This is a genomic window from Actinoplanes sp. NPDC051411, from assembly GCF_040682075.1.
Classification (GTDB): Bacteria; Actinomycetota; Actinomycetes; order Mycobacteriales; family Micromonosporaceae; genus Actinoplanes.
In genome coordinates this window covers 1-20,253 of the sequence record NZ_JBFBAD010000005.1, presented here as the reverse complement: position 1 = coordinate 20,253, position 20,253 = coordinate 1, and the positions used below count along the sequence as shown (strand labels likewise).

Genomic DNA, 20,253 nt, shown 5'->3' with positions numbered 1-20,253 from the left:
CTTCACAGGTGAAGCTCAGAAGGCGCCGATTAGCTTTGGCGGCATGGTCAAACGCCCACGGGTGACGAAGAGACGCGTCATCGCCGGTTCGATAACGCTGGTGCTCGTCGCCGCCCTGGTCGGTTGGGCGGCCTGGCCCGACCGCCCGGGCTGGACCGCCCGCAATCTGATGATCAACGTCATGACCGGCCCGGCCGGCAACCAGCCGGTGGCGCTCGACGCCCGCTACTACCTGCCCCGCGACCACGGCGGGCGGGTGCCGGCGGTGCTGCTCGCGCACGGCTTCGGCGGCACCAAGGACTCGGTGAGCAGCGACGCCGAGTCCCTCGCCGACCACGGCTACGCGGTCTTGACCTGGACCGCCGAGGGCTTCGGCCGCAGCGGCGGTCAGATCCACCTCGACAGCCCCGACTACGAGGTGACCGACGCTTCCCGGCTCGTCGACTGGCTGGCCACCCGCCCCGAGATCAAGCTGGACGGCCCCGGCGATCCCCGGGTGGCGGCGGTCGGCGGCTCCTACGGCGGCGCGTTGTCGCTGCTCCTGGCCGGCAAGGACCAGCGGGTCGACGCGATCGTCCCGCAGATCACCTGGAACGACCTCGGCCGCTCCTTCCTGCCCCAGTCGGCCGGCACCAGCGCGACCGGCGTCTTCAAGAAGGGCTGGGCGGGGCTCTTCTTCGGCAACGGGGCGGCGGCCGGACAGCCGGGCACCGCCCAGCAGGGCACCCCGGCCTGCGGGCGCTTCGCGGCCGACGTCTGCGCGGCCTACCTCAAACTCGCCACCAGCGGCGTCCCCGATCAGGCCACCCTCGACCTGCTCCACAAGTCGAGCCCGGACACCGTCCTCGGCCAGATCAAGGCCCCGACGCTGCTCATTCAGGGCGCGGTCGACACGCTCTTCCCGCTCTCCGAAGCCGACGCGAACGCCAAGGGCATCGCCGCCGCCGGCACCCCGGTGCGGGTCGCCTGGTTCACCGGCGGCCACGACGGCGGCCTCGGCCCGCAGAACGACCAGGACCGCACCCGCTTCCTGACCCTGCAGTGGCTCGACCACTACGTGAAGGGCTCCGGCAAGACGCCCGGCACGAGCTTCACCTACTCGCGTGTGGCCGGGTTCAGCGCGGTCGACCGGGGCCTGGTCACGACCGGTTACGAGGCCCACGCGTACCCGGGAGTGACCGGAACCGGTCGCACCCAGGTCTCCCTCACCGGGCCGGCGCAGCCGGTCGCCAACCCGCCGAACGGCAATCCGGGCGCCCTGAGCTCTCTGCCCGGCACCGGTGGACGTCTGAGCGCCCTTCTCGGCGGCGTCGCGTCGGACATTCCCGGCCAGTTCGCGACCTTCGAGTCGACGCCGCTGGCGAGCACGGTCAACGTCGTCGGTGCGCCCACTGTGCAGCTGAAAGCCGCCTCGCCGACCGGGGAGGCGACGCTCTTCGTCAAGCTCTACGACGTCGACGAGTCGGGCGCCGAGACGCTGAGCGCGGGTCTGGTGGCGCCGGTCCGGCTCGTCGGCCTGCCGGCCGACATCGCCGCCGCGACCCCGGTGACGGTTACCCTTCCGGCGATCGTCCGGCAGATCGATCCCGGACATACCGTACGCGTGGTGGTCGCCACCAGCGATCAAGCGTTCCTGTCCCCGCCCGCCCCGGCGACCTACACCGTCCAGGTCGGCAGCGAGATTGCCCTGCCCACGGTCGTCGGCACGCCGATCGCCGATCCGCAGACCATCTGGCGCTGGGTGCTGGCCGGCCTGCTGGTCGCGATCGCGCTCGGCCTGGCGGTCGTGCTGTTGATCCGCCGGCAGCGGCTGCGCCGGCGGCACGACCCGACCATGGCCGAGTTCGCCGACACCCCGCTGGTCGTCCGCAACCTGCGCAAGGCCTACGCGGACGGCTTCGTCGCGGTCGAGGAGGTCAGCTTCACCGTCGAGCGGGGCCAGGTCGTCGGCCTGCTCGGCCCGAACGGCGCCGGCAAGACGACCACGCTGCGGGTGCTGATGGGCCTGACCATGCCGACCGCCGGCGACGCGCTGGTCTTCGGCCACCGGCTGGCCCCGGGCTCGCCGGTGCTGTCGAGGGTCGGCGCGCTCGTCGAGGGGCCGGGCTTCCTGCCCCACCTGAGCGGCTATGAGAACCTGCGGGCGTTCTGGACGGCGACCGGGCGCCCGGAGGCCGACGCGCACTTCGAGGAGGCGCTCGAGATCGCCGGCCTGGGTGACTCGGTGCACCGCAAGACCCGCAAATACAGCCACGGCATGCGCCAGCGGCTGGCGATCGCCCAGGCCATGCTCGGCCTGCCCGATCTGCTGGTGCTCGACGAGCCGACGGACGGGCTCGACCCGCCGCAGATCGCCGAGATGCGCCGCGTCCTCCGGCGGTATGCCACCGACGGCCGGGCGGTGCTGGTCTCCAGTCACCTGCTGGCCGAGGTGGAGCAGACCTGCACCCACGCGGTGGTGGTGCACAAGGGCCGGATCGTCGCGTCCGGCCCGGTCGAGGACATCGTCGGCGAGTCGCCGTCGGTGCAGATCGAGGTCTCCGACGTGCCGGCCGCCGAGCGGGTGCTGACGAGTCTCGGGGTCCGCTCGGTGAGCCCGGACGGGCCGTCCGGCCTGATCGTCGACATGAACGGCACCCCGCGCGCCGAGGTGGTCGCCTCGCTGGTGCGGGCCGGGGTGGACGTCGACCGGGTGGTGCCCCGGCGGCGGCTCGAAGACGCCTTCCTGGCCCTGGTCGGGGACAACTCGAAGGGGAGCGGAGACCGATGACCACTGAGCTCGCTGAGACAGGCGCTGTGGGTTACCGGCCGAGCCGGACACTGTCCATCCTGGCCGAGGCGCGGCGGCAGGCGACGCGGCGGCGTACGCAACTCGCGCTGGGCTTCATGTTCGTACTTCCGCTGATCATCCTGGCCGCGTTCGAGTTCGGCGGGAACGGCAACTCGGACGACAGCAACGGCGGCGGGGCGTTCGGCAGCCTGGTCGACCTGGCCACCTCGGGCGGGCTCAACTTCGCGCTCTGCTGCCTGGGCGTCTCGTCGGGCTTCCTGCTGGTCGTGGTGGTGGCGCTGTTCAGCGGCGACACCGTGGCCAGCGAGGCCAGCTGGGGAAGCCTGCGCTATCTGCTGGCGGTTCCGGTGCCGCGGGCCCGGCTGCTCGGGGTCAAGCTGATCGTGTCGCTGCTCTATTCGCTGGTCGCACTGCTGATCCTGGGCGGGACCGCGCTGCTGGCGGGCACGCTGCGGTATGGCTGGCACCCGCTCGGCAGCACCGTGGCGGCTTCGATTCCCCCTGGTCAGGGTGTCGTGCGGTTGCTCGGGATCATGGCCTATCTCGCGATCACCATGCTGATCGTGGCCGGCCTGGCCTTCCTGCTGTCGGTATCGACCGATGCGGCGCTCGGCGCGGTCGGGGGTGCGGTGCTGCTCTGGATTCTCTCCGGGATCCTCGATCAGATCTCGGCGCTCGGCAGCATCCGCGACGTGCTTCCGACCCACTACAGCGAGGCCTGGCTGGGCCTGCTGTCCACCCCGGCGCAGGTCGATGACCTGGTCAAAGGCGCGATCACCGCGGTCGTTTACGCCACCGTGTTCTGGTCTGCAGCGTTTTGGCGGTTCACGCGCAAAGACGTGACCTCGTAGACTTATACGTAGCGCATACGCATACTTGTATGTAGAGTATGCGTATGATTTCGGTGAGCAGGCTCCACAAATCCTTCGGCAAGCAGACCGTCCTCGACGGCATCGACCTCGACGTGCCGGCGGCCAGCGTGTTCGCGCTGCTCGGCCCCAACGGCGCCGGCAAGACCACCATGGTCGAGATCCTCACGACCCTCGTCGGCTTCGACGACGGCCAGGTGGTGATCGACGGCCATGATCTGCGTTCGTCCCCGGCCGCGATCCGCCGCGTGATCGGCGTGACCGGCCAGTTCTCGGCCGTCGACAAGCTGCTGACCGGCCGGGAGAACCTGCGGCTCATCGCCGACCTGCGGCACCTCGGCCGACATGCCGGTGCGGAGCGGGTCGACTCGCTCCTGCAGCGGTTCGACCTGATCGATGCGGCCGACAAACCGGCACACACCTACTCCGGCGGCATGAAGCGCCGCCTCGACCTGGCCATGACCCTGATCGGTGACCCCAAGCTGATCCTCCTCGACGAGCCGACCACCGGCCTCGACCCGCGCAGCCGCCGCACCATGTGGGAGATCATCCGCGAGCTGGTCGCGGTCGACGGCGTGACGATCTTCCTCACCACGCAGTACCTCGACGAGGCCGACCAGCTGGCCGACAAGATCGCACTGCTCGACCACGGCACGCTGGTCGCCACCGGCACCGCGACCGAACTCAAGAACTCGGTCGGCGCCGCGTCGACCCTCGACGACGTCTTCTTCGCACTCACCGGGGGCATCCGATGACCTACGCAGTGTCTATGGCCCGCAGAGCGGTGCTCGACTCCGCCACCATGCTCCGCCGCGACATGCGGCACATGCTCCGCTTCCCGCTCATGACGGTCAGCGGCATCGCGTTCCCGTGCCTGATGCTGCTGCTCTTCACGTACGTGTTCGGGGCCGCGATAGGCGGCGGTGGCCTGGGCGGCTACGTCAACTACATCGTCCCCGGCATCCTGATGATGGCGATCGGCGGCGGGGGAGCGGCCACCGCGATCAACATCAACGAGGACATGAGCGAGGGCGTGATCGCCCGCCTGCGCACGATGGCGATCCCGCGCATCGCGGTGCTGGCCGGCCAGGTCGCGGGCAGCCTGATCCGCACCGCGGCGAGCCTCGTCCTGGTCGTCGGCGTCGCGCTGCTGGTCGGCTTCCGCCCGTCGGCGTCGTTCCTCGACTGGCTGGCCTTCAGCGGCCTCGCCCTGCTGGTCATCTTCGCGGTGAGCTGGATGTGCGCCGCCTTCGGCCTGGTCGCCAAGACCGTCGCCGGCGCCAACTCGGCCTCCCTGCTCTTCCAGTTCGGCCCGTTCGTGAGCAGCGCCTTCGTCTCCCCCGACGCGATGTCCAAGGGCATCCGCTGGTTCGCCGAATACCAGCCCTTCACCCCGATCATCGACACCTTCCGGGCCCTGCTCACCGGCACCCCGCTCGGCACCACCTGGATCGCCGCGGTCGCCTGGTCGGTCGGCCTCTCGCTGGTCGGCATCCTCTGGTCGCGAGCCGCCTTCCTCCGCCTCCCGTCCCGCTGACCTTGCCTTCGCCGCCCGGTCCTCCGGCCCGGGCGGCGAATTGCGGCCCGGCATCACCCTGCCGCGGGCCGCGCGGTCACCTCAACCTGCGGACGGGAGACAGGATCAGGATGGCGGTGGCGAGCACGCTTGCCGTGGCCACGACGGCGAACGCCGTGGCCGGCGACAGCACGCTGAACAGGCCGCCCGCGGCGAGCGCGCCGAGCGGCAGGCTGCCCTGCGACACAAGCTTGACTACCGCGTTGACCCGCCCGAGCAACTCGGGCGGGGTAACTGACAGGCGCAGCGCCACGGACTGCACGTTGAAGGCCGGCGCGGCGAAACCCACCAGAAACGCGCCGACCATGACCGCGACGGGCCCCAGGCGCAGCGCGGCGCCGACGGCCAGGACCGCGATCCCCGCGCCCGACAGCAGCGAGGAGCCGATCACGTTGACCGCGGCGCCCCACCACTGGCGCAGCGGAGTGGCCAGCGCCGCCGCTACCAGAAATCCCGCGCCGTACGCGCCGAACGCGAGCCCCACCGAGATGGCCGAACTGTGCTCGGCCACCTCCAGATAGGCGATGAGCCCGGTGAGGAACGCCTGGTTGCAGACGTTGTTGACGCCCAGGTACTGAGTCATCGCGCGCAGCTGGCCGTGCCGCGCCAGGAAGCGCAGCCCGTCGGTGGGCCGCCCGGCCTCTTGCTCGCGAGGTCGCACGGCCACCGGGCGGCGCAGCGTGGACAGAGCCACCGCGCTGAACACGTAGCTGCCGGCATCGGCGATCAGCGATGGCGCGGCCCGCAGCAGCGCGGTGAGCAGGCCGCCCAGCCCGGGGCCGAACGTGAACGCGGCGCCCCGGGCCAGCTCGACCGCCGAGTTGGCCGGCACCATCGCCCGCTCCGCGACGAGTGACGGCATGACCGTGAACTGCGCGATGTCGTACGTGACGGTGAACGCGCCGAGCGCGAACGCGCTCGCATACAGAACCGCAAGATTCAGCCGCCCGGTCGTGGCGAGCGCCACCACGCCGCCCAGCAGCAGCGCCCGCACCACATCCGCGGCAATCATGAGGTGCAGCGGCCGCCACCGGTCGGCCAGGTGCCCGACGACGAGCGCGAACAGTAGGTACGGCGCGGCCTCCAACGCGCGCAGGTAACCCAGCTCGGCCGCCCCGGCGTGCAACTGCAAGGCGGCCAAAGTCGGCAGGGCGACCACGCTCACACCGCTGCCGAGGTTCGATACCGACGTCGCGCTCCAGTACGTGGCGAATGCGCGCGTCCACACTCTTCCCGGGTTCGTCGCAGTCGCGGGCTGAATCACTGCTGTTCCCCTTCCCGGCACGTCGCCGCTGCCCTCGATGGCGTCAGTCGGTGAGGTCAGGCTCCTCGTACAACACGTGCTCGAGCAGCGGCCGGAATCCGAGCTCGCCCCTCCGGGGTGCCGCTGACCCGCCGGGCGTGCAGCCACATCATGCTGCGTAGCCTGTTGCTGTCGCCGGTCAGGCGACGAAGAACCCGTTCTCCAGGTAGGCCACGATGCCCTCGGCTCGGGCCCGGACCGCCGCGGCGACCCGCCGGGCCAGCAGCTCCGAGAGCCGGTCGGCGGCCTCCTGTTCGGTGCACCAGGCCCAGCCGCGCGCCACCGGCGGCGAATTGCGTTGTCCACTCCGGACTCAGCCGTCACGATGGCCCGATGCCGACAATCCGCCCGGCCGTGCCGGCCGACGCCGCCGCGGTGGTCACCCTGCGGGAGAAGGTCTTTCCCTATCTCGTACGCGGCGTGACCGCCACCAACCGCACGATCGCCTCGCCACCTCCCGGCGAGGATTGGGCCGCTTTCGTAGCTCTGGACCGCGACCGGATAGTCGGCTGGGTCGCGGCGTCCCGTAACCCGCGCGCGGCCAACCCCGACGCCGGCGCGATCTCCCTGCTCCACGTGCACCCGGACCACCGGCGGCGGGGGATCGGGACCGCCCTCTACCAGGCGGCGACCGGCCACCTGCGCTCCGTCGGCGTGCGCCGGGTCAGCACGATCAGCCGGCCCGATTCGCTGGAGTTCGCCCGCCGCCACGGCTTCGAACCGGTCCGCGAGGTCCGCTACTCCGCGCTCGACCTCAGCGCGGAGAGGTCGAGCGCGGAGAGGTCGAGCGCGGAGAGGTCGAGCGGCGCCGAGCAGGCCGGCGTGCGCCTGATTCCGCTGGCCGAGGTCGATGAGCAGGCGCTCTATCGGGCCGACGGCGAAGCGGCCACCGACGAGCCCGGCGACCAGCCTTCCGCGCCGGCCCCGTACGAGACCTGGCGCTACGAGATCTGGGACAACGCCGACCTCGACCGCCGGTCCAGCACCCTAGCCGTCGACGGTGACGGCCGGGTGCTCGCCTTCACCCTGCTTCTGCGGGACGGCACCCGCCTCTGGTCGGACATGACCGCGACCGTCCCCGAGTTCCGCGGAATGGGACTGGCGGGTCTCATCAAACGGACCGCTCTGGAGCGGGCGGCCAGCGCCGGCGCGACCGTCGCGTACACCGCCAACGACGAGGCCAACCGGCCGATGCTGGCGGTCAACGAGCGTCTTGGTTACCGTGCGCTGACGACCAATATCGGCTGCGTGACGATCTTGGCGGATTAAGGGAGTGGCTCACACCTCGGGATCAACCCATGGCGGAGCCGGAACCGCCGCGTAAGGTGTGGGAAACAACTGAATACCTCATCCAGAGGGGCAGAGGGATACGGCCCGACGAAGCCCCGGCAACCACCGCGCATTGACGCGCGGCAGGTGCTAATTCCGTCCCCGCCCGGCAGGTCGCCGCGGGGAAAGATGAGAGGACACGTCTCGATGACGTCTACGGTCAGCGCACCCTCCACCACCACCGACTCCCCGGCCACGGGCCTCGTCTGTCGCGCCTGCGGTGCCCAATATCCACTGGTCGCGCAGCACGCCTGTTACGAGTGTTTCGGCCCGCTCGAGGTCGCGTACGACCCGGCGGCCCTCGCGCGGGTGACCCGGGCCCAGATCGAGGCGGGCCCCAAGAACATCTGGCGGTACGCCGGTCTCCTTCCGGCCGGCCAGGACCCGGCGACCCGGGTCACCCTCGACCCCGGCCTGACCCCGTTGGTCAGCGCGCCCGGCCTGGCCGCCCGGCTCGGCATCACCGCCCCCCTCTGGGTGAAGGACGACTCGGCCAACCCGACCCACTCGTTCAAGGACCGGGTCGTCTCGGTCGCGCTGACCGCGGCCCGCGGCCTCGGCTTCACCCGCTATGCGTGTGCCTCGACCGGCAACCTGGCCAACTCGGTGGCCGCGCACGCGGCGCGGGCGGGCGTTCCGAGCATCGTCTTCATTCCGTACGACCTGGAGCTGGGCAAGGTCATCACGACCGCGGTCTACGGCGGTGAGCTGGTCGCGATCGAGGGGTCGTACGACGACGTCAACCGGCTCTGCGGCGAGCTGATCGAGACCGACGAGTTCGAGGACACCGCGTTCGTCAACGTGAACGTCCGCCCGTTCTACGCCGAGGGCTCCAAGACCCTGGGCTACGAGGTCGCCGAGCAGCTCGGCTGGCGCATCCCGGCCCAGGTCGTCATCCCGATGGCCTCGGGCGAACTGCTCACCAAGGTGGACAAGGCGTTCTCCGAGCTGGTCGAGATCGGCCTGGTCGAGGCGCCGGCCGACGGCTGGACCGTGTTCGGCGCCCAGTCGGCCGGCTGCAACCCGATCGCGACGGCGCTGCAGGGTGGCACCGACGAGATCGTCCCGGTCAAGCCGACCGGCATCGCCAAGTCGCTCAACATCGGCGACCCGGCCGCCGGGGCGTACGCGATCGAGGCGGTCAGGCGGACCGGCGGCTGGATGGACTACGCCGACGACGACGAGATCCGGGCCGCCATCCGGCTCCTGGCCGAGACGACCGGTGTGTTCGCCGAGACGGCCGGTGGCACCACGGTGGCCGTACTGAAGAAGCTGGTGGAGAGCGGAAAGCTCGACCCGGCGAAGGAGACCGTCGTCTTCAACACCGGCGAAGGGCTCAAGACGCTGGAGGCGGTCGCCGAGCTGGTCGGGCCCACCCACCGCATCAAGCCGTCGCTGCGCGGGGCCCGCGAGGCCGGCCTGCTCGGATGACTCTGAGTGACTGATCGTCTGCCAACGGTTCAAGATTCCATCCTGGGAGGACTTGCGAACCGATCGGCCGATGGGCAGGATGCTCTACGCGGGAGGGCGTGACGCCGTACTGAGACCCCTCACTTCTCGAGCTTGGTGACAATCTCTCGAGGGGTCCAACGACCCGGTGCCGGAGGCGCCGTGCGTCCGCCCTGCCGACCAAAGTCGTTTTTCTGATTGTCTGTGGCCGTCGCCCGTTGCAGGGTGACGGCCATGCGCATTTCCACGGGGCCACTGGATTCTCCCGACGACGCTTTCGACATAGTTTGTTCCTGTCAGGAGTTCGATCAGCCGGATCTGCCCGCGCTGCCGCGCGAGGCGTTTCTGGCCGCTCTCGACAACCCGTGGCCGGGCCTGACCTACGAGCGATATCTCGCCCGGGCCGGCGACACCCCGGTCGGCTATCTGGTGCTCGGCCTCCCGCAGCACGACAACCGCACGCTGGTCGAGGTGGAGCTGCGGGTGCTGCCCCGGGAGCGCCGGCGCGGGGCCGGCCAGGCCCTGCTCGACCTGGCCCGGGAGCGGGCGCGGGCGCTCGGCCGGCGTCACCTGGTCGGCATGTCGGTGCAGAGCCGGCCGGACGGGTCCGCCTTCGCCGAGGCGGTCGGCGCCCGGGTCGCGTTGCAGCAGATCCGCTGCCGGCTCGACCTGCAGGCCGCCGACCAGGGCCGCCTCGACGCCCTGCTCGCCGAGGCGTGGAAGCACGCCGCCGGTTACGAGCTGGTGCAGTGGGTGGGCGTGCCGCCCGACGAGATCATCGACGACGTGGCCACGGTCGCGAACCGGCTCAACGTCGACTCCCCGATCGGCGACCTGCCGCTGGAACCCGAGCGGCTGGACGCCGATCAGATCCGGCGGGCCGAGGCGTCCAACGTGAGCCGGGGCCGGGAGACCATCAACACCGGCGTACGCCGCAACGGCCGGCTGGTCGGCTGGACCGCGATCGCCGGCCTGCTCGCCGAGCCGCAGCGAGCCTGGCAGCAGATCACCCTGGTGCTGCCCGAGGACCGCGGGCACCGGCTGGGCATGGTGCTCAAGCTGGAAAACCTGAGGTTGGTCCGCGACCGGTGGCCCGCGCTGCGCTACATCGACACGTTCAACGCGCTGTCCAACGAGCACATGCTGGCGATCAACCGGCAGATCGGCTTCGCGCCCGCCGAGTCGGTCATCCAGTGGCGGCTGGACGTCTGACGCTCAGATCCGGCGACGCATCCGCAGCTCGGTCAGGACCGGGATGACCGGGTGCGGCACCGGCTCGCCGACTTCCTCGAAGCCCAGCTTCTCGTACGCCCGGACGGCCCGGTCGTTGCCGGTCACCACCTCGAGCATCAGCTCGTCGCGGCCGCACTCGCGGGACCACGCGGCAACCGCGTCGATCAGCTCGGCCAGCACCTTGCCGCCGCGGTAGGCCGGGGTCAGGTAGACCGCGAACACGACCGTGGTCGCCGGATCGTCGGGCATGACCGTGCCGCCGGCGTGCCCGATCAGGCGACCTCCGGTGTCGGCGATGAACTGGGCCACCTGGCGGCCGCGGGCGGACTGGGTGATGCGGGCGCGGTAGGCCTCGTGGGGGCGGGCCGCCGCCTGGGCCAGCGTCTCGAGGAACGCGAGCGGGCTGTCGGCCAGCATTTCCAGCCGGAGAGCGCGCATGCGGGCCGCGTCGGCGACGGTCACCCGGCGTACGGTCCAGCTCTTCATGGTCTTCTCCCTACCCTGGTGCGGGGGCGAGCGGCAACCGGGTTGCCGCATATCCGTCCGAGGCTCCGGGGGTGGCAACTCGCGTACCACTGAGGCAAGGTGGTCAGCTATGAACCCCGCCGAGCCGCCGCTGCACATGGTCGCCGAGCCGGTTGTCGAGCGTGCCGACCCCCTCGACGAGGAGTCGCGGACGGCCGAGCTGCCCCACCCGGGTCTCGTCTCGGCGGCGGTTCCCGCGGCCCTTCTGCCGCCTGACCGTCTCGTGCCGGGCGCCGGGCTCGCCGGCTGGGCCGACCGGGTGGCCGGGGTGCTCCTGCGCAACGTGGCCCTGCTGGTGCTGATCGCGCTGCTGGCGGCCCTGCCCACGCACTTCTTCGTCGGCAGCGTCGACGACACGCTGATCGCCGCGCCCGCCCTCTCCGACGTGGTCGGCGGCTTCGGCCTGCTGCTGCTCCCGCTGATGTGGCTTGCCTATTTCGCGGTGTCGGCGCTGCCGCTGCTGATCGTGCTGGCCGGGGCGGTCGGGGTGGCGGTCCCGGCGGCGGCCGACGGCGCCCGGCCCCGCCTGCGTACGGTCTGGTCGCTGGTCGCCTACCGGTTGCGCCCGCTCTGGCTCTGGCTGGCTCTGTTCGGGCTGGTCGCCCAGGGCCTGCCGCTGCTCGACTCGCAGCCCGACATGGCGCCGAGCGTGGCCGGCCCCCTGCGGATCATCCTGGTGCTCGCGTCGACCGGGGTGCTCGCGTTCGCCGGCATGGTCGGCTGCGTGGTGCTGATCGAGCACGGCCGCGGCCCGAGCCGGGCGGTGCACCTGCTGGCCCGGACCCCGCCCGCCGGCGTCGCCGGGCTCGTGGTGGCCGCGCTGGCGTTCACCCTGCTGCCCCGGTTGGCCGAGTCGGCCTGGGGCTCGGTCGCGCAGACCACGGCGGGGGTCGTGTTCGGCGTGCTCTGGGCGGTCGCGGCCCTGGTCACGTACGCCTCGGCCCGCCGGGCCGAAGGCCCGGTCACGAGCGTTTCCCTGCGGGCGGAACTGGCCGCCCCCGAGCTGTTCTGAGTCCCGGCAAACGGGGTTCTCGCAAGACGCTGTTTCCTTGCACTCGACCCCTGAGAGTGCTAAACAGGTCATTGGCACTCGCGACCAGTGAGTGCCAAGCAGGTCGGGACGGTGGGGTTCCGGTCGCGGTGCCGCCATCGGCGCCGGGGCGCGGGGCTGGTCGTCGCGGGCCATCCGGCTCGACCTGGGACGTCACATCGCCAGGTGGTGACGTCCGAAGAATTCTGGCAGCACAGTTTCGCAACGAGCGGCAGGGCCAGACGGCCCGGCACCGCGAATGTCCAGGAGGACAACGCCGTATGGCCAAGATCATCGCATTTGACGAGGAAGCTCGTCGCGGCCTCGAGAGCGGTATGAACCAGCTCGCCGACGCCGTCAAGGTGACGCTCGGCCCCAAGGGCCGCAACGTCGTGCTCGAGAAGAAGTGGGGCGCTCCCACCATCACCAACGATGGTGTGTCGATCGCCAAGGAGATCGAGCTCGAGGGCACCTTCGAGAAGATCGGCGCCGAGCTGGTCAAGGAGGTCGCCAAGAAGACCGACGACGTCGCCGGTGACGGCACGACGACGGCGACCGTCCTCGCCCAGGCTCTGGTTCGCGAGGGCCTGCGCAACGTTGCCGCCGGCGCCAACCCGATGGCCCTCAAGCGGGGCATCGAGGCGGCCGTCGCCAGCGTCTCCGAGGGTCTGACCCAGATCGCCAAGGACGTGGAGACCAAGGAGCAGATCGCTTCGACCGCCTCCATCTCCGCCGGTGACTCCACGGTCGGCGAGATCATCGCCGAGGCCATGGACAAGGTCGGCAAGGAAGGCGTCATCACCGTCGAGGAGAGCAACACCTTCGGTCTCGAGCTCGAGCTCACCGAGGGCATGCGCTTCGACAAGGGCTACATCTCGGCGTACTTCATGACCGACGCCGAGCGGATGGAGGCCGTCTTCGACGACCCGTACATCCTGATCGCCAACAGCAAGATCTCCGCGGTGAAGGACCTGCTCCCGATCCTCGAGAAGGTCATGCAGGGCGGCAAGCCGCTGGTCATCATCGCCGAGGACGTCGAGGGCGAGGCCCTGGCGACCCTGGTGGTCAACAAGGTTCGTGGCACCTTCAAGTCGGTCGCCGTCAAGGCCCCCGGCTTCGGTGACCGTCGCAAGGCCATGCTGGAAGACATCGCCATCCTCACCGGCGGCGCGGTCATCAGCGAAGAGGTCGGCCTCAAGCTCGACGGCGCCGACCTGAGCCTGCTCGGCACCGCCCGCAAGGTCGTCATCACCAAGGACGAGACCACCGTGGTCGACGGCGGCGGCAACGCCGAGCAGATCCAGGGCCGGGTCAACCAGATCCGGGCCGAGATCGAGAAGTCGGACTCCGACTACGACCGTGAGAAGCTGCAGGAGCGCCTGGCCAAGCTGGCCGGCGGCGTTGCGGTCATCAAGGTCGGCGCGGCCACCGAGGTCGAGCTCAAGGAGCGCAAGCACCGCATCGAGGACGCCGTTCGTAACGCGAAGGCGGCCGTCGAGGAGGGCATCGTCCCCGGCGGTGGCGTCGCGCTCGTGCAGGCCGGCAAGTCGGCCTTCGACAAGCTCGACCTGGTCGGCGACGAGGCCACTGGCGCCAACATCGTCAAGGTCGCGCTCGACGCCCCGCTGCGTCAGATCGCCGTGAACGCCGGCCTCGAGGGCGGCGTCGTGGTGGAGAAGGTGCGCAACCTCGAAGCGGGTTGGGGCCTGAACGCCGCGACCGGTGAGTACGTCGACCTGCTGGCCGCGGGCATCATCGACCCGGCCAAGGTCACCCGCTCGGCGCTGCAGAACGCCGCGTCGATCGCCGCGCTGTTCCTCACCACCGAGGCCGTCGTGGCCGACAAGCCCGAGAAGAACCCGGCTCCGGCCGGTGCCCCGGGCGGCGGAGACATGGACTTCTGAGTCCAGTCCCCTGAGCAACAGGAAAGGGCGGGTCGCTTCGGCGACCCGCCCTTTTCCGTACGCCGTGGACCGCGCCACATTCCCCCGCCGGAGTGACACGCGCGGGCGCTAACGTGGGACGGGTGCGCGATCCCTCGGTCTCCCGCTACTCAGCCGGTCGGCTGTCCCCGATTCGCCGCGTCGCCGATCTGCGGCGGCTTCGCGACGAGCAGTTCGACGTCCTGGTGGTCGGCGGCGGTGTCACCGGTGCCGGTGCCGCCCTCGACGCCGCCTCCCGCGGGCTCAAGGTGGCCCTCGTCGAGGCCCGCGACCTAGCCGCCGGCACGTCCAGCCGCTCCAGCAAGCTGATCCACGGCGGCCTGCGCTACCTGGAGCAGCTCGAGTTGCACCTGGTGCACGAGGCGCTCACCGAGCGCGGGCTGCTGTCGACCCGGCTCGCCCCGCACCTGGTGCGCCCGGTGCCGATCCTGGTGCCGCTCCCGCCCGCCAACCCGGCCGCCCGCGTCTGGCACCGGGGTTACTACGGGCTGGGCGTCGCGGCGTACGACGTGTTCGCCGGTGTCTTCGGCACCGGCCGGGGGATGCCGTTGCACAAGCACCTGAGCCGCGCCGGCGCCCGGCATCTGTTCCCGAGCCTGCGGGCCGACGCGGTGGCCGGCGCGATCCGCTACTACGACGGCCAGGTCGACGACGCCCGCCTGGTGGTCAACCTGGCCCGCACCGCGGCCAGCCTCGGTGCGGCCGTGGTCACCAGCGCCCGGGTCACCGGCTTCCTGCGCGAGGCCCGCGAGGTCGTCGGCGTGCGCGTGCGCGACCTGGAGGCGCCCGACGAGCCCGAGTTCGAGGTCCGCGCCCGCACGGTCGTCGCGGCGACCGGCGTGTGGAGCGACGACATGTCGCGCATGCTCAGCGACGTCGGTGTGCGCCCGGGCATGCGGGTGCGCGCCTCCAAGGGCGTCCACCTGGTGGTGCCCCGCTCGGCGATCACGGGCGAGGCCGGCTTGATCTTGCGGACCCCCACGTCGGTCCTGTTCGTGCTCCCGTGGGGCGGCCACTGGATCATCGGGACGACCGACACCGACTGGCAGCTCGACCGGTCGCACCCGGCGGCCTCGGCGCGCGACATCCGCTACATCCTCGACCAGGTCAACACGGTGCTCGACCGGCCGCTGACGACCGACGACATCGAGGGCGTCTATGCCGGCCTGCGCCCGCTGCTGGCCGGCGAGGCCGACTCGACCTCGAAGCTCTCCCGCGAGCACGCGGTCTTCGAGCCGATGCTCGGGCTGATCCTGGTCGCGGGCGGCAAATACACGACCTACCGGGTGATGGCGGCCGACGTCATCGACCGGGCCATGCAGCGGCTCGGCGGTCCCCGGCGGCCCTCGCACACCGACCAGCTTCCGCTGCTCGGCGCCGACGGCTACGCCGCGGCCTGGCGCGATCGGCAGGACACGGCCCGGCGGCACGGCGTCACCGCCGGAGTGGTCGAGCACCTTCTGGAGCGGTACGGAACCTTGTCGGTCCACCTGCTGGCCATGATCGCGGCCGATCGCGAGCTGGCCACCCCGCTCACCGGTGCCCCCGAATACCTGGCCGCCGAGGTGGCCTACGCGGCGCTGGCCGAGGGCGCGCTGCACCTCGACGACGTGCTGACCCGGCGCACCCGCATCTCGATCGAGACCGCGCACCGCGGCACCGAGACGATGGAGCACGCGGCCACACTGATGGGCGACGTCCTGGGCTGGGACAAAGCGGTCCGCGAGCGCGAGATCGAGCACTATCGGGCCCGGGTCGACGCCGAGCGGCAGTCGCAGACCATGCCCGACGATCTCACCGCCGATGCGGCCCGCATCGGGGTTCCCGACGTACGCGGGTTCGCCGCCGACCGCGGCATCGACCTCGTCGCCGAGTTACCGGCCGGAGACCGTTGATCCTCGTCGACGAGCCGCGCTGGCCGGCTCGCGGGCGGCTCTGGTCGCACCTGGTCAGCGACCTGTCATACGAGGAGTTGCACGTCTTCGCCGAGATCCTGGGGGCGCCGCGCCGGGCGTTCGACCGTGATCACTACGACATCCCCGACGCGCGGTTCGCGAGCGCGCTCTGGCTCGGGGCGACGCTGCTGCCCTCCCGCGAGCTGGCGTTCCGGCTCCGCGCGTCAGGGCTGCGGCGGCCCAAGCACCTCTCGTTCTAGATTTGTCCGGGCCCGCTGCTCCCAGGCCTCGCGCAGCGGCTCGAGGCGATAGATCGCCGGGAGCTCGAGCAGGGCCTTGAGCACCTGGGCCCGGCCGGCCCGGAAGTCGTCGTCGCTGACGTGCGCGTATTCCCGGCGGATCGCGGCCGTGTAGGCCGCGTACTGCTGCTCGTCGCCGGCCAGCACGGCCAGGTCGGCGTCGCAGAGCAGTTCGCCGTCGGGGTCGTCGTCGCCGGTCGCGTGCCCGGCGGTCAGGCCGACCAGGCGGGCCACGTCGGCCGCCGCCGCGCCGGGCACCCCCAGCGTGGTCAGCAGGCCCGCGGCGAACTCGGCGCTGTCCCGCTCGTTGGCGTCGCCGAGCGCGCGAGGGTCGTAGACCGCGTCGTGCATCCACGCCGCCAGCCGCACCCGCTCCGGGTGCGGCGCCAGGGCGGCGTGCTCGTCGACCACCGCCAGGACGGCGCTCAGGTGGTCGACCGTGTGGTAGTGGCGCTGCGGCTCCGACCACCGCCCGAGCAGGTAGCCACCCGCCGCCCGCAGATCGTCGTCGCCGGCGGTCGCACCGGCCTGCCGCGCGGCGTCACGGAACTGGTCAACCAGGGATGTCACGACCGCCATCCTGTCACGCCCGCCGGTAGGGTCCTCTATTCATGAGGGACGTCCTCGCCCGCGTACGCGGCGGCCTGACGCTGGCCCTCCAGGCCGGCGTCGGCGCAGCCCTGGCCTGGTTCGTCGCCCACGACCTGATCGGGCGACCGGCCCCGTTCTTCGCGCCCATCTCGGCCGTGATCACCCTGGCCTCCTCGGTCGGGCAGCGCGTGCGGCGCACCACCGAACTCGTCATCGGGGTCGCCCTCGGCATCGGCATCGGCGACACGATCATCCACTTCATCGGCACCGGGCCGTGGCAGATCGGCCTCGTCGTGATCATGGCGGTCCTGATCGCCACCGGGGTCGGCGGCGGGCCCCCGCTGGTCACCCAGTCCGCCTCCTCGGCCGTGCTGGTCGCGACCCTCACGTCGACTACCGGCCAGCCGTGGACCCGCTTCTTCGACGCGCTGGTCGGCGGCGGCATCGGCCTGGCCGTGATGACCGTGCTGCTGCCGCTCAACCCGCTCTCGGTGGTGCGGCGGTCCGCCGACCCGGCCCTCCAGGCCCTGGCCGACGGGCTGCACGAGATCTCGGCGGCGCTGCGGGTCCGCGACGGCGACCGGGTCACCGCGGCGCTGGCCCGGTTGCGGACGGCCGAGGGGGCGTTCGCCGGGTTCGCGTCGGCGGTCACGGCGGCCCGCGAAAACGTGGCGTTCGCGCCCGCCCGGTGGCACACGCGGGGCGCGCTCGCGCAATACGTCGACGGCGCGCCCCACATGACATATGCCCTGCGTAACGTGCGGGTGATGATCCGGCGGGTGAAGACCGCGCTGGACGACGACGAGACGGTGCCGCCGTGCCTGCCGGATGCGATCGGACTGCTCGGCGACGCGGTCGCGCTGCTCAGACAGGAATGGGCCAAGGGCGCCGAGCCACTCGCGGCCCGGGAACGGGCCCTGCGGGCCGCGGTGGAGGCCATGCGGGGGTACGACGACGGGGTCGGCTTCTCCGGCGGGGTCGTCGTGGCGCAGGTGCGGACCACGGTCTCCGACCTGCTGCGCGCCACCGGGGTGGAGAGCTCCGAGGCCGTACGGATGGTGCGCCAGGCCGTCGGGCGGCACGCTCACCCGCGTACGCTCCGCCGCCGAGCCACCCGGCGGCCGTGACCGACTTTCCGGCCGTGAGCTGATTCCCAGCCGGTCTTGATCTTCTTGGTGGTCCTCGGGGCCGCCTCGCGCGCGCCGGGTGACTACGCTGGCGGGCATGGCCGACGTTTCACCGGGCGGGGTGCCCGACCAGGGCGCCACTCCGCCTGCCCCGGAGGCGCCCACCTCGGCGTTTCCGGCCTCCTCCGCTTCTGCCCCCCAGCCTGCCGCGCCGGCGTTTCCGGTGGGTGAGACCGCTCCGATCGGCCTGTCGGCCCCCGGTCCCGGCGCTCCCGACCCGTCCTCGGCCTATCCGGAGTCCGCTTTCGCGCCGGCGCCCTCCTTCACGCCGGCGCCCCCCTTCACGACGGCGTCTCCTTTCATGCCGGCACCCAGCGAGGCGGCCGCGAGCGCGCCCGACTCCTGGCGTGACCCGGTGACCGGGCGGGCCCGCAGCGGCTGGCGGCGCTGGCTGCCGATCGGCGGCGTGGCCGCCCTGATCCTCGCCGGCGCGGTCGGCATGCTGCTGTTCCTCGGCGCCAACTACGGCGGCGTGGCCCTGGTCGTCGGCATCGTCGCGGCGGTCATCCCGGTTCCGCTGCTGGTCGCCGCGTTCCTCTGGCTCGACCGCTACGAACCCGAGCCGTGGCACCTGCTGGCCTTCTGCTTCGCCTGGGGCGCCACCGTCGCCACCTCGGTCGCCCTGCTGGTCAACACCGGCGCGGCCTGGCTGTTCGACAAGGCCGGCCTCTCCGAGTCGCTGGTCGCGGTGCTGATCGCCCCGCTGATCGAGGAGTCGATGAAGGCGAGCGGCCCGCTGCTGCTGTTCTGGCGGCGTCGCGAGGAGTGGTCCGGCATCACCGACGGCATCGTCTACTGCGGTCTCTCCGCGCTCGGCTTCGCGATGGTGGAAAACGTCCTCTACCTGGGCGGCCACGGCTATGCGGCGGGCGCCGAACAGTACGGCGCGGCCACCGGCCTGCAGAACGTCTTCGCCATCTTCATCGTGCGCATCCTGTTCACCGGCTTCGCGCACCCCCTGTTCACCTCGATGACCGGCATCGGCCTCGGCATCTCGTCGCGCTCCGGCGACCGCCGGGTGCGCTGGCTCGCCCCGATCGCCGGCATCCTGGTCGCGATGATGCTGCACGGCACGTTCAACCTGCTGCCCACGCTGTCGGTGAGCCTGAGCCAGCCGTTCATCATGCTGTACGGCTACCTCGGCTTCATGGTGCCGTTCTTCTTCGCCGTGGTCGGCTTCGCGATCGCCCTGCGCGGCTGGGAAGGCCGGATCGCCGAGCGCATCCTGCCGTTCTACGTGCGCACCGGCTGGTTCGCGCCGCCCGAGGTGGCCGCCCTGGGCAGTCTGGGCCGGCGCTACTCGGCCCGGCAGTGGGCCAAGCGGGTCGCGGGCCCGGCCGGGCAGCGGGCGATGAAGGGCTTCCAGTTCGCGTCCACCCAGCTGGCCCTGCTGCGCGACGGCATGCAGCGCGGCCTGCACCGCACGCCGGTGGCCCTGCAGCGCGCCGAGGCCGAGGAGCAGCGCCTGCTGGCGGCGATCGTCGACTACCGCTCGTCGTTCGCCGGCCGCGACCCGCAGATGCCGCACGCCTTCTGGAACGGCGAGCTCTACCAGATCGCCTTCCCCGACGGCGTGGTCCGCACGGTCGGCCCGCCGGAAGAACCGGTGGTGCCGGTGCCGATCAAGTTCGCCCAGGCGGCCTACGCGGGTTACGGCGTCACACCGGGCGGGGGCTACGCGGCGGCGATGGGCTACCCGACGCCCAATTACGGGGCGCCGGGGTCGGGCTACGGCTATCCACAGCCGAGCGCGCCTTCCTACGGAGCACCGGCCCCGTCCTACGGAGCGCCGTCCTACGGAGCTCCGGCTTCGGGCACGCCGGCCTATGGCACGCCCTCCTATGGAGCACCGAACTATGGCGCGCCGACTCCGGGCTACGGGGCGGCCGCTTCGAACACCCCGGCTTACGGGATGCCGCCGTCGGGCACCCCGGGCTATGGCATGCCGGCTTCCGGCCCGCCGAACTATGGCGCTCCTGGTTATGACGCGTCGGGTCAGGGCTCGCCTGGTTACGGCACGCCGGGCGCCCAAGGCACGCCGGGCTATGGCGCCGCTCCCGGCTACGGGACGCCGGGCTACGGGACGCCGGGCTACGGGACGCCGGGCTACGGGACGCCGGGCTACGGGACGCCGGGCTACGGGACGCCGGGCTATGGAGCTCCGACCTCCGGCATGCCTGCCGCCGGCGCGCCGGGCTATGGAGCTCCGACCTCGGCGATGCCTGCCGCCGGC

The 20,253-nt window shown here is 71.6% G+C and carries 16 protein-coding genes, 1 pseudogene and 1 riboswitch; of the genes and pseudogenes, 13 read left to right on the top strand and 4 right to left on the bottom strand.

The genetic code is table 11. From position 1 onward, the window contains the following. Positions 1-43: 43 nt before the first annotated feature. From AB0M88_RS03905 to AB0M88_RS03890, 4 genes are read left to right on the top strand one after another with little or no spacing between them, the layout of a single operon-like run. Positions 44-2,770, top strand: a complete 2,727-nt coding sequence (locus tag AB0M88_RS03905; RefSeq protein ID WP_364094959.1) for an alpha/beta fold hydrolase — start codon at positions 44-46, stop codon at positions 2,768-2,770. Then, positions 2,767-3,642, top strand: a complete 876-nt coding sequence (locus AB0M88_RS03900) for an ABC transporter permease subunit (protein ID WP_364094956.1) — start codon at positions 2,767-2,769, stop codon at positions 3,640-3,642. Before AB0M88_RS03905 ends, AB0M88_RS03900 begins: the two co-directional genes overlap by 4 nt. Before the next feature lie 44 nt (positions 3,643-3,686). Beyond that, positions 3,687-4,415 carry an ATP-binding cassette domain-containing protein gene (locus tag AB0M88_RS03895; protein WP_364094953.1) on the top strand — a complete coding sequence of 243 codons (729 nt, stop codon included), beginning with the start codon at positions 3,687-3,689 and terminating at the stop codon, positions 4,413-4,415. Between the two features lie 14 nt (positions 4,416-4,429). Further along, positions 4,430-5,197, top strand: a complete 768-nt coding sequence (locus AB0M88_RS03890) for an ABC transporter permease (protein ID WP_364094950.1) — start codon at positions 4,430-4,432, stop codon at positions 5,195-5,197. 76 nt (positions 5,198-5,273) lie between these two features. Here AB0M88_RS03890 and AB0M88_RS03885 read toward each other — a convergent pair whose 3' ends face one another. Next, the gene (locus AB0M88_RS03885; RefSeq protein WP_364094947.1) at positions 5,274-6,464 is read right to left on the bottom strand and encodes an MFS transporter; all 1,191 of its coding nucleotides are present in this window, start codon (positions 6,462-6,464) and stop codon (positions 5,274-5,276) included. A 214-nt stretch (positions 6,465-6,678) separates the two neighbouring features. Then, positions 6,679-6,822: a hypothetical protein gene (locus AB0M88_RS03880; RefSeq protein WP_364094944.1), complete on the bottom strand. Its 144-nt coding sequence runs from the start codon at positions 6,820-6,822 to the stop codon at positions 6,679-6,681. A gap of 50 nt (positions 6,823-6,872) precedes the next feature. On the opposite strand from AB0M88_RS03880, the gene AB0M88_RS03875 reads away from it, so the two are divergent. The 3 genes from AB0M88_RS03875 (at position 6,873) to AB0M88_RS03865 (ending at position 10,529) form a co-directional block, all read left to right on the top strand. Further along, positions 6,873-7,808, top strand: coding sequence for a GNAT family N-acetyltransferase (locus tag AB0M88_RS03875; RefSeq protein ID WP_364094942.1), 936 nt, complete (start codon positions 6,873-6,875; stop codon positions 7,806-7,808). 75 nt (positions 7,809-7,883) lie between these two features. Then, positions 7,884-8,004, top strand: a riboswitch (SAM riboswitch). An 11-nt stretch (positions 8,005-8,015) separates the two neighbouring features. Then, positions 8,016-9,299 carry a threonine synthase gene (thrC, locus tag AB0M88_RS03870; protein ID WP_364094940.1) on the top strand — a complete coding sequence of 428 codons (1,284 nt, stop codon included), beginning with the start codon at positions 8,016-8,018 and terminating at the stop codon, positions 9,297-9,299. A 252-nt stretch (positions 9,300-9,551) separates the two neighbouring features. Further along, positions 9,552-10,529 (top strand): GNAT family N-acetyltransferase, encoded by a 978-nt coding sequence (locus tag AB0M88_RS03865; RefSeq protein WP_364094939.1) that lies wholly within the window; start codon positions 9,552-9,554, stop codon positions 10,527-10,529. A gap of 3 nt (positions 10,530-10,532) precedes the next feature. On the opposite strand, the gene AB0M88_RS03860 is transcribed toward AB0M88_RS03865, so the two are convergent. Beyond that, on the bottom strand, positions 10,533-11,036 hold the full coding sequence (locus AB0M88_RS03860) for a GNAT family N-acetyltransferase (RefSeq protein ID WP_364094937.1): 504 nt from the start codon (positions 11,034-11,036) through the stop codon (positions 10,533-10,535). A 109-nt stretch (positions 11,037-11,145) separates the two neighbouring features. Between AB0M88_RS03860 and AB0M88_RS03855 the strand changes: the two genes are divergently transcribed. From AB0M88_RS03855 to AB0M88_RS03840, 4 genes are all read left to right on the top strand, one after another. Continuing rightward, positions 11,146-12,087 carry a hypothetical protein gene (locus AB0M88_RS03855; protein ID WP_364094934.1) on the top strand — a complete coding sequence of 314 codons (942 nt, stop codon included), beginning with the start codon at positions 11,146-11,148 and terminating at the stop codon, positions 12,085-12,087. Positions 12,088-12,386: 299 nt separating this feature from the next. Further along, complete coding sequence (gene groL / locus AB0M88_RS03850; protein WP_364094931.1) at positions 12,387-14,009, top strand: chaperonin GroEL; 1,623 nt, start codon at positions 12,387-12,389, stop codon at positions 14,007-14,009. A gap of 122 nt (positions 14,010-14,131) precedes the next feature. Next, on the top strand, positions 14,132-15,943 hold the full coding sequence (locus tag AB0M88_RS03845; RefSeq protein WP_364094928.1) for a glycerol-3-phosphate dehydrogenase/oxidase: 1,812 nt from the start codon (positions 14,132-14,134) through the stop codon (positions 15,941-15,943). After that, positions 15,940-16,203, top strand: coding sequence for a DUF4031 domain-containing protein (locus AB0M88_RS03840; protein WP_364094925.1), 264 nt, complete (start codon positions 15,940-15,942; stop codon positions 16,201-16,203). Before AB0M88_RS03845 ends, AB0M88_RS03840 begins: the two co-directional genes overlap by 4 nt. Here the strand turns inward: AB0M88_RS03840 and AB0M88_RS03835 are convergent. Further along, positions 16,168-16,821, bottom strand: coding sequence for a metal-dependent phosphohydrolase (locus tag AB0M88_RS03835; RefSeq protein WP_364094923.1), 654 nt, complete (start codon positions 16,819-16,821; stop codon positions 16,168-16,170). The two genes, AB0M88_RS03840 and AB0M88_RS03835, sit on opposite strands and share 36 nt — an antisense overlap. 32 nt (positions 16,822-16,853) lie before the next feature. Between AB0M88_RS03835 and AB0M88_RS03830 the strand changes: the two genes are divergently transcribed. After that, positions 16,854-17,960, top strand: coding sequence for an FUSC family protein (locus AB0M88_RS03830; protein WP_364094920.1), 1,107 nt, complete (start codon positions 16,854-16,856; stop codon positions 17,958-17,960). A gap of 361 nt (positions 17,961-18,321) precedes the next feature. Further along, positions 18,322-19,644, top strand: a pseudogene (locus tag AB0M88_RS03825) (PrsW family intramembrane metalloprotease); the annotation flags it as partial. Between the last annotated feature and the right edge of the window lie 609 nt (positions 19,645-20,253).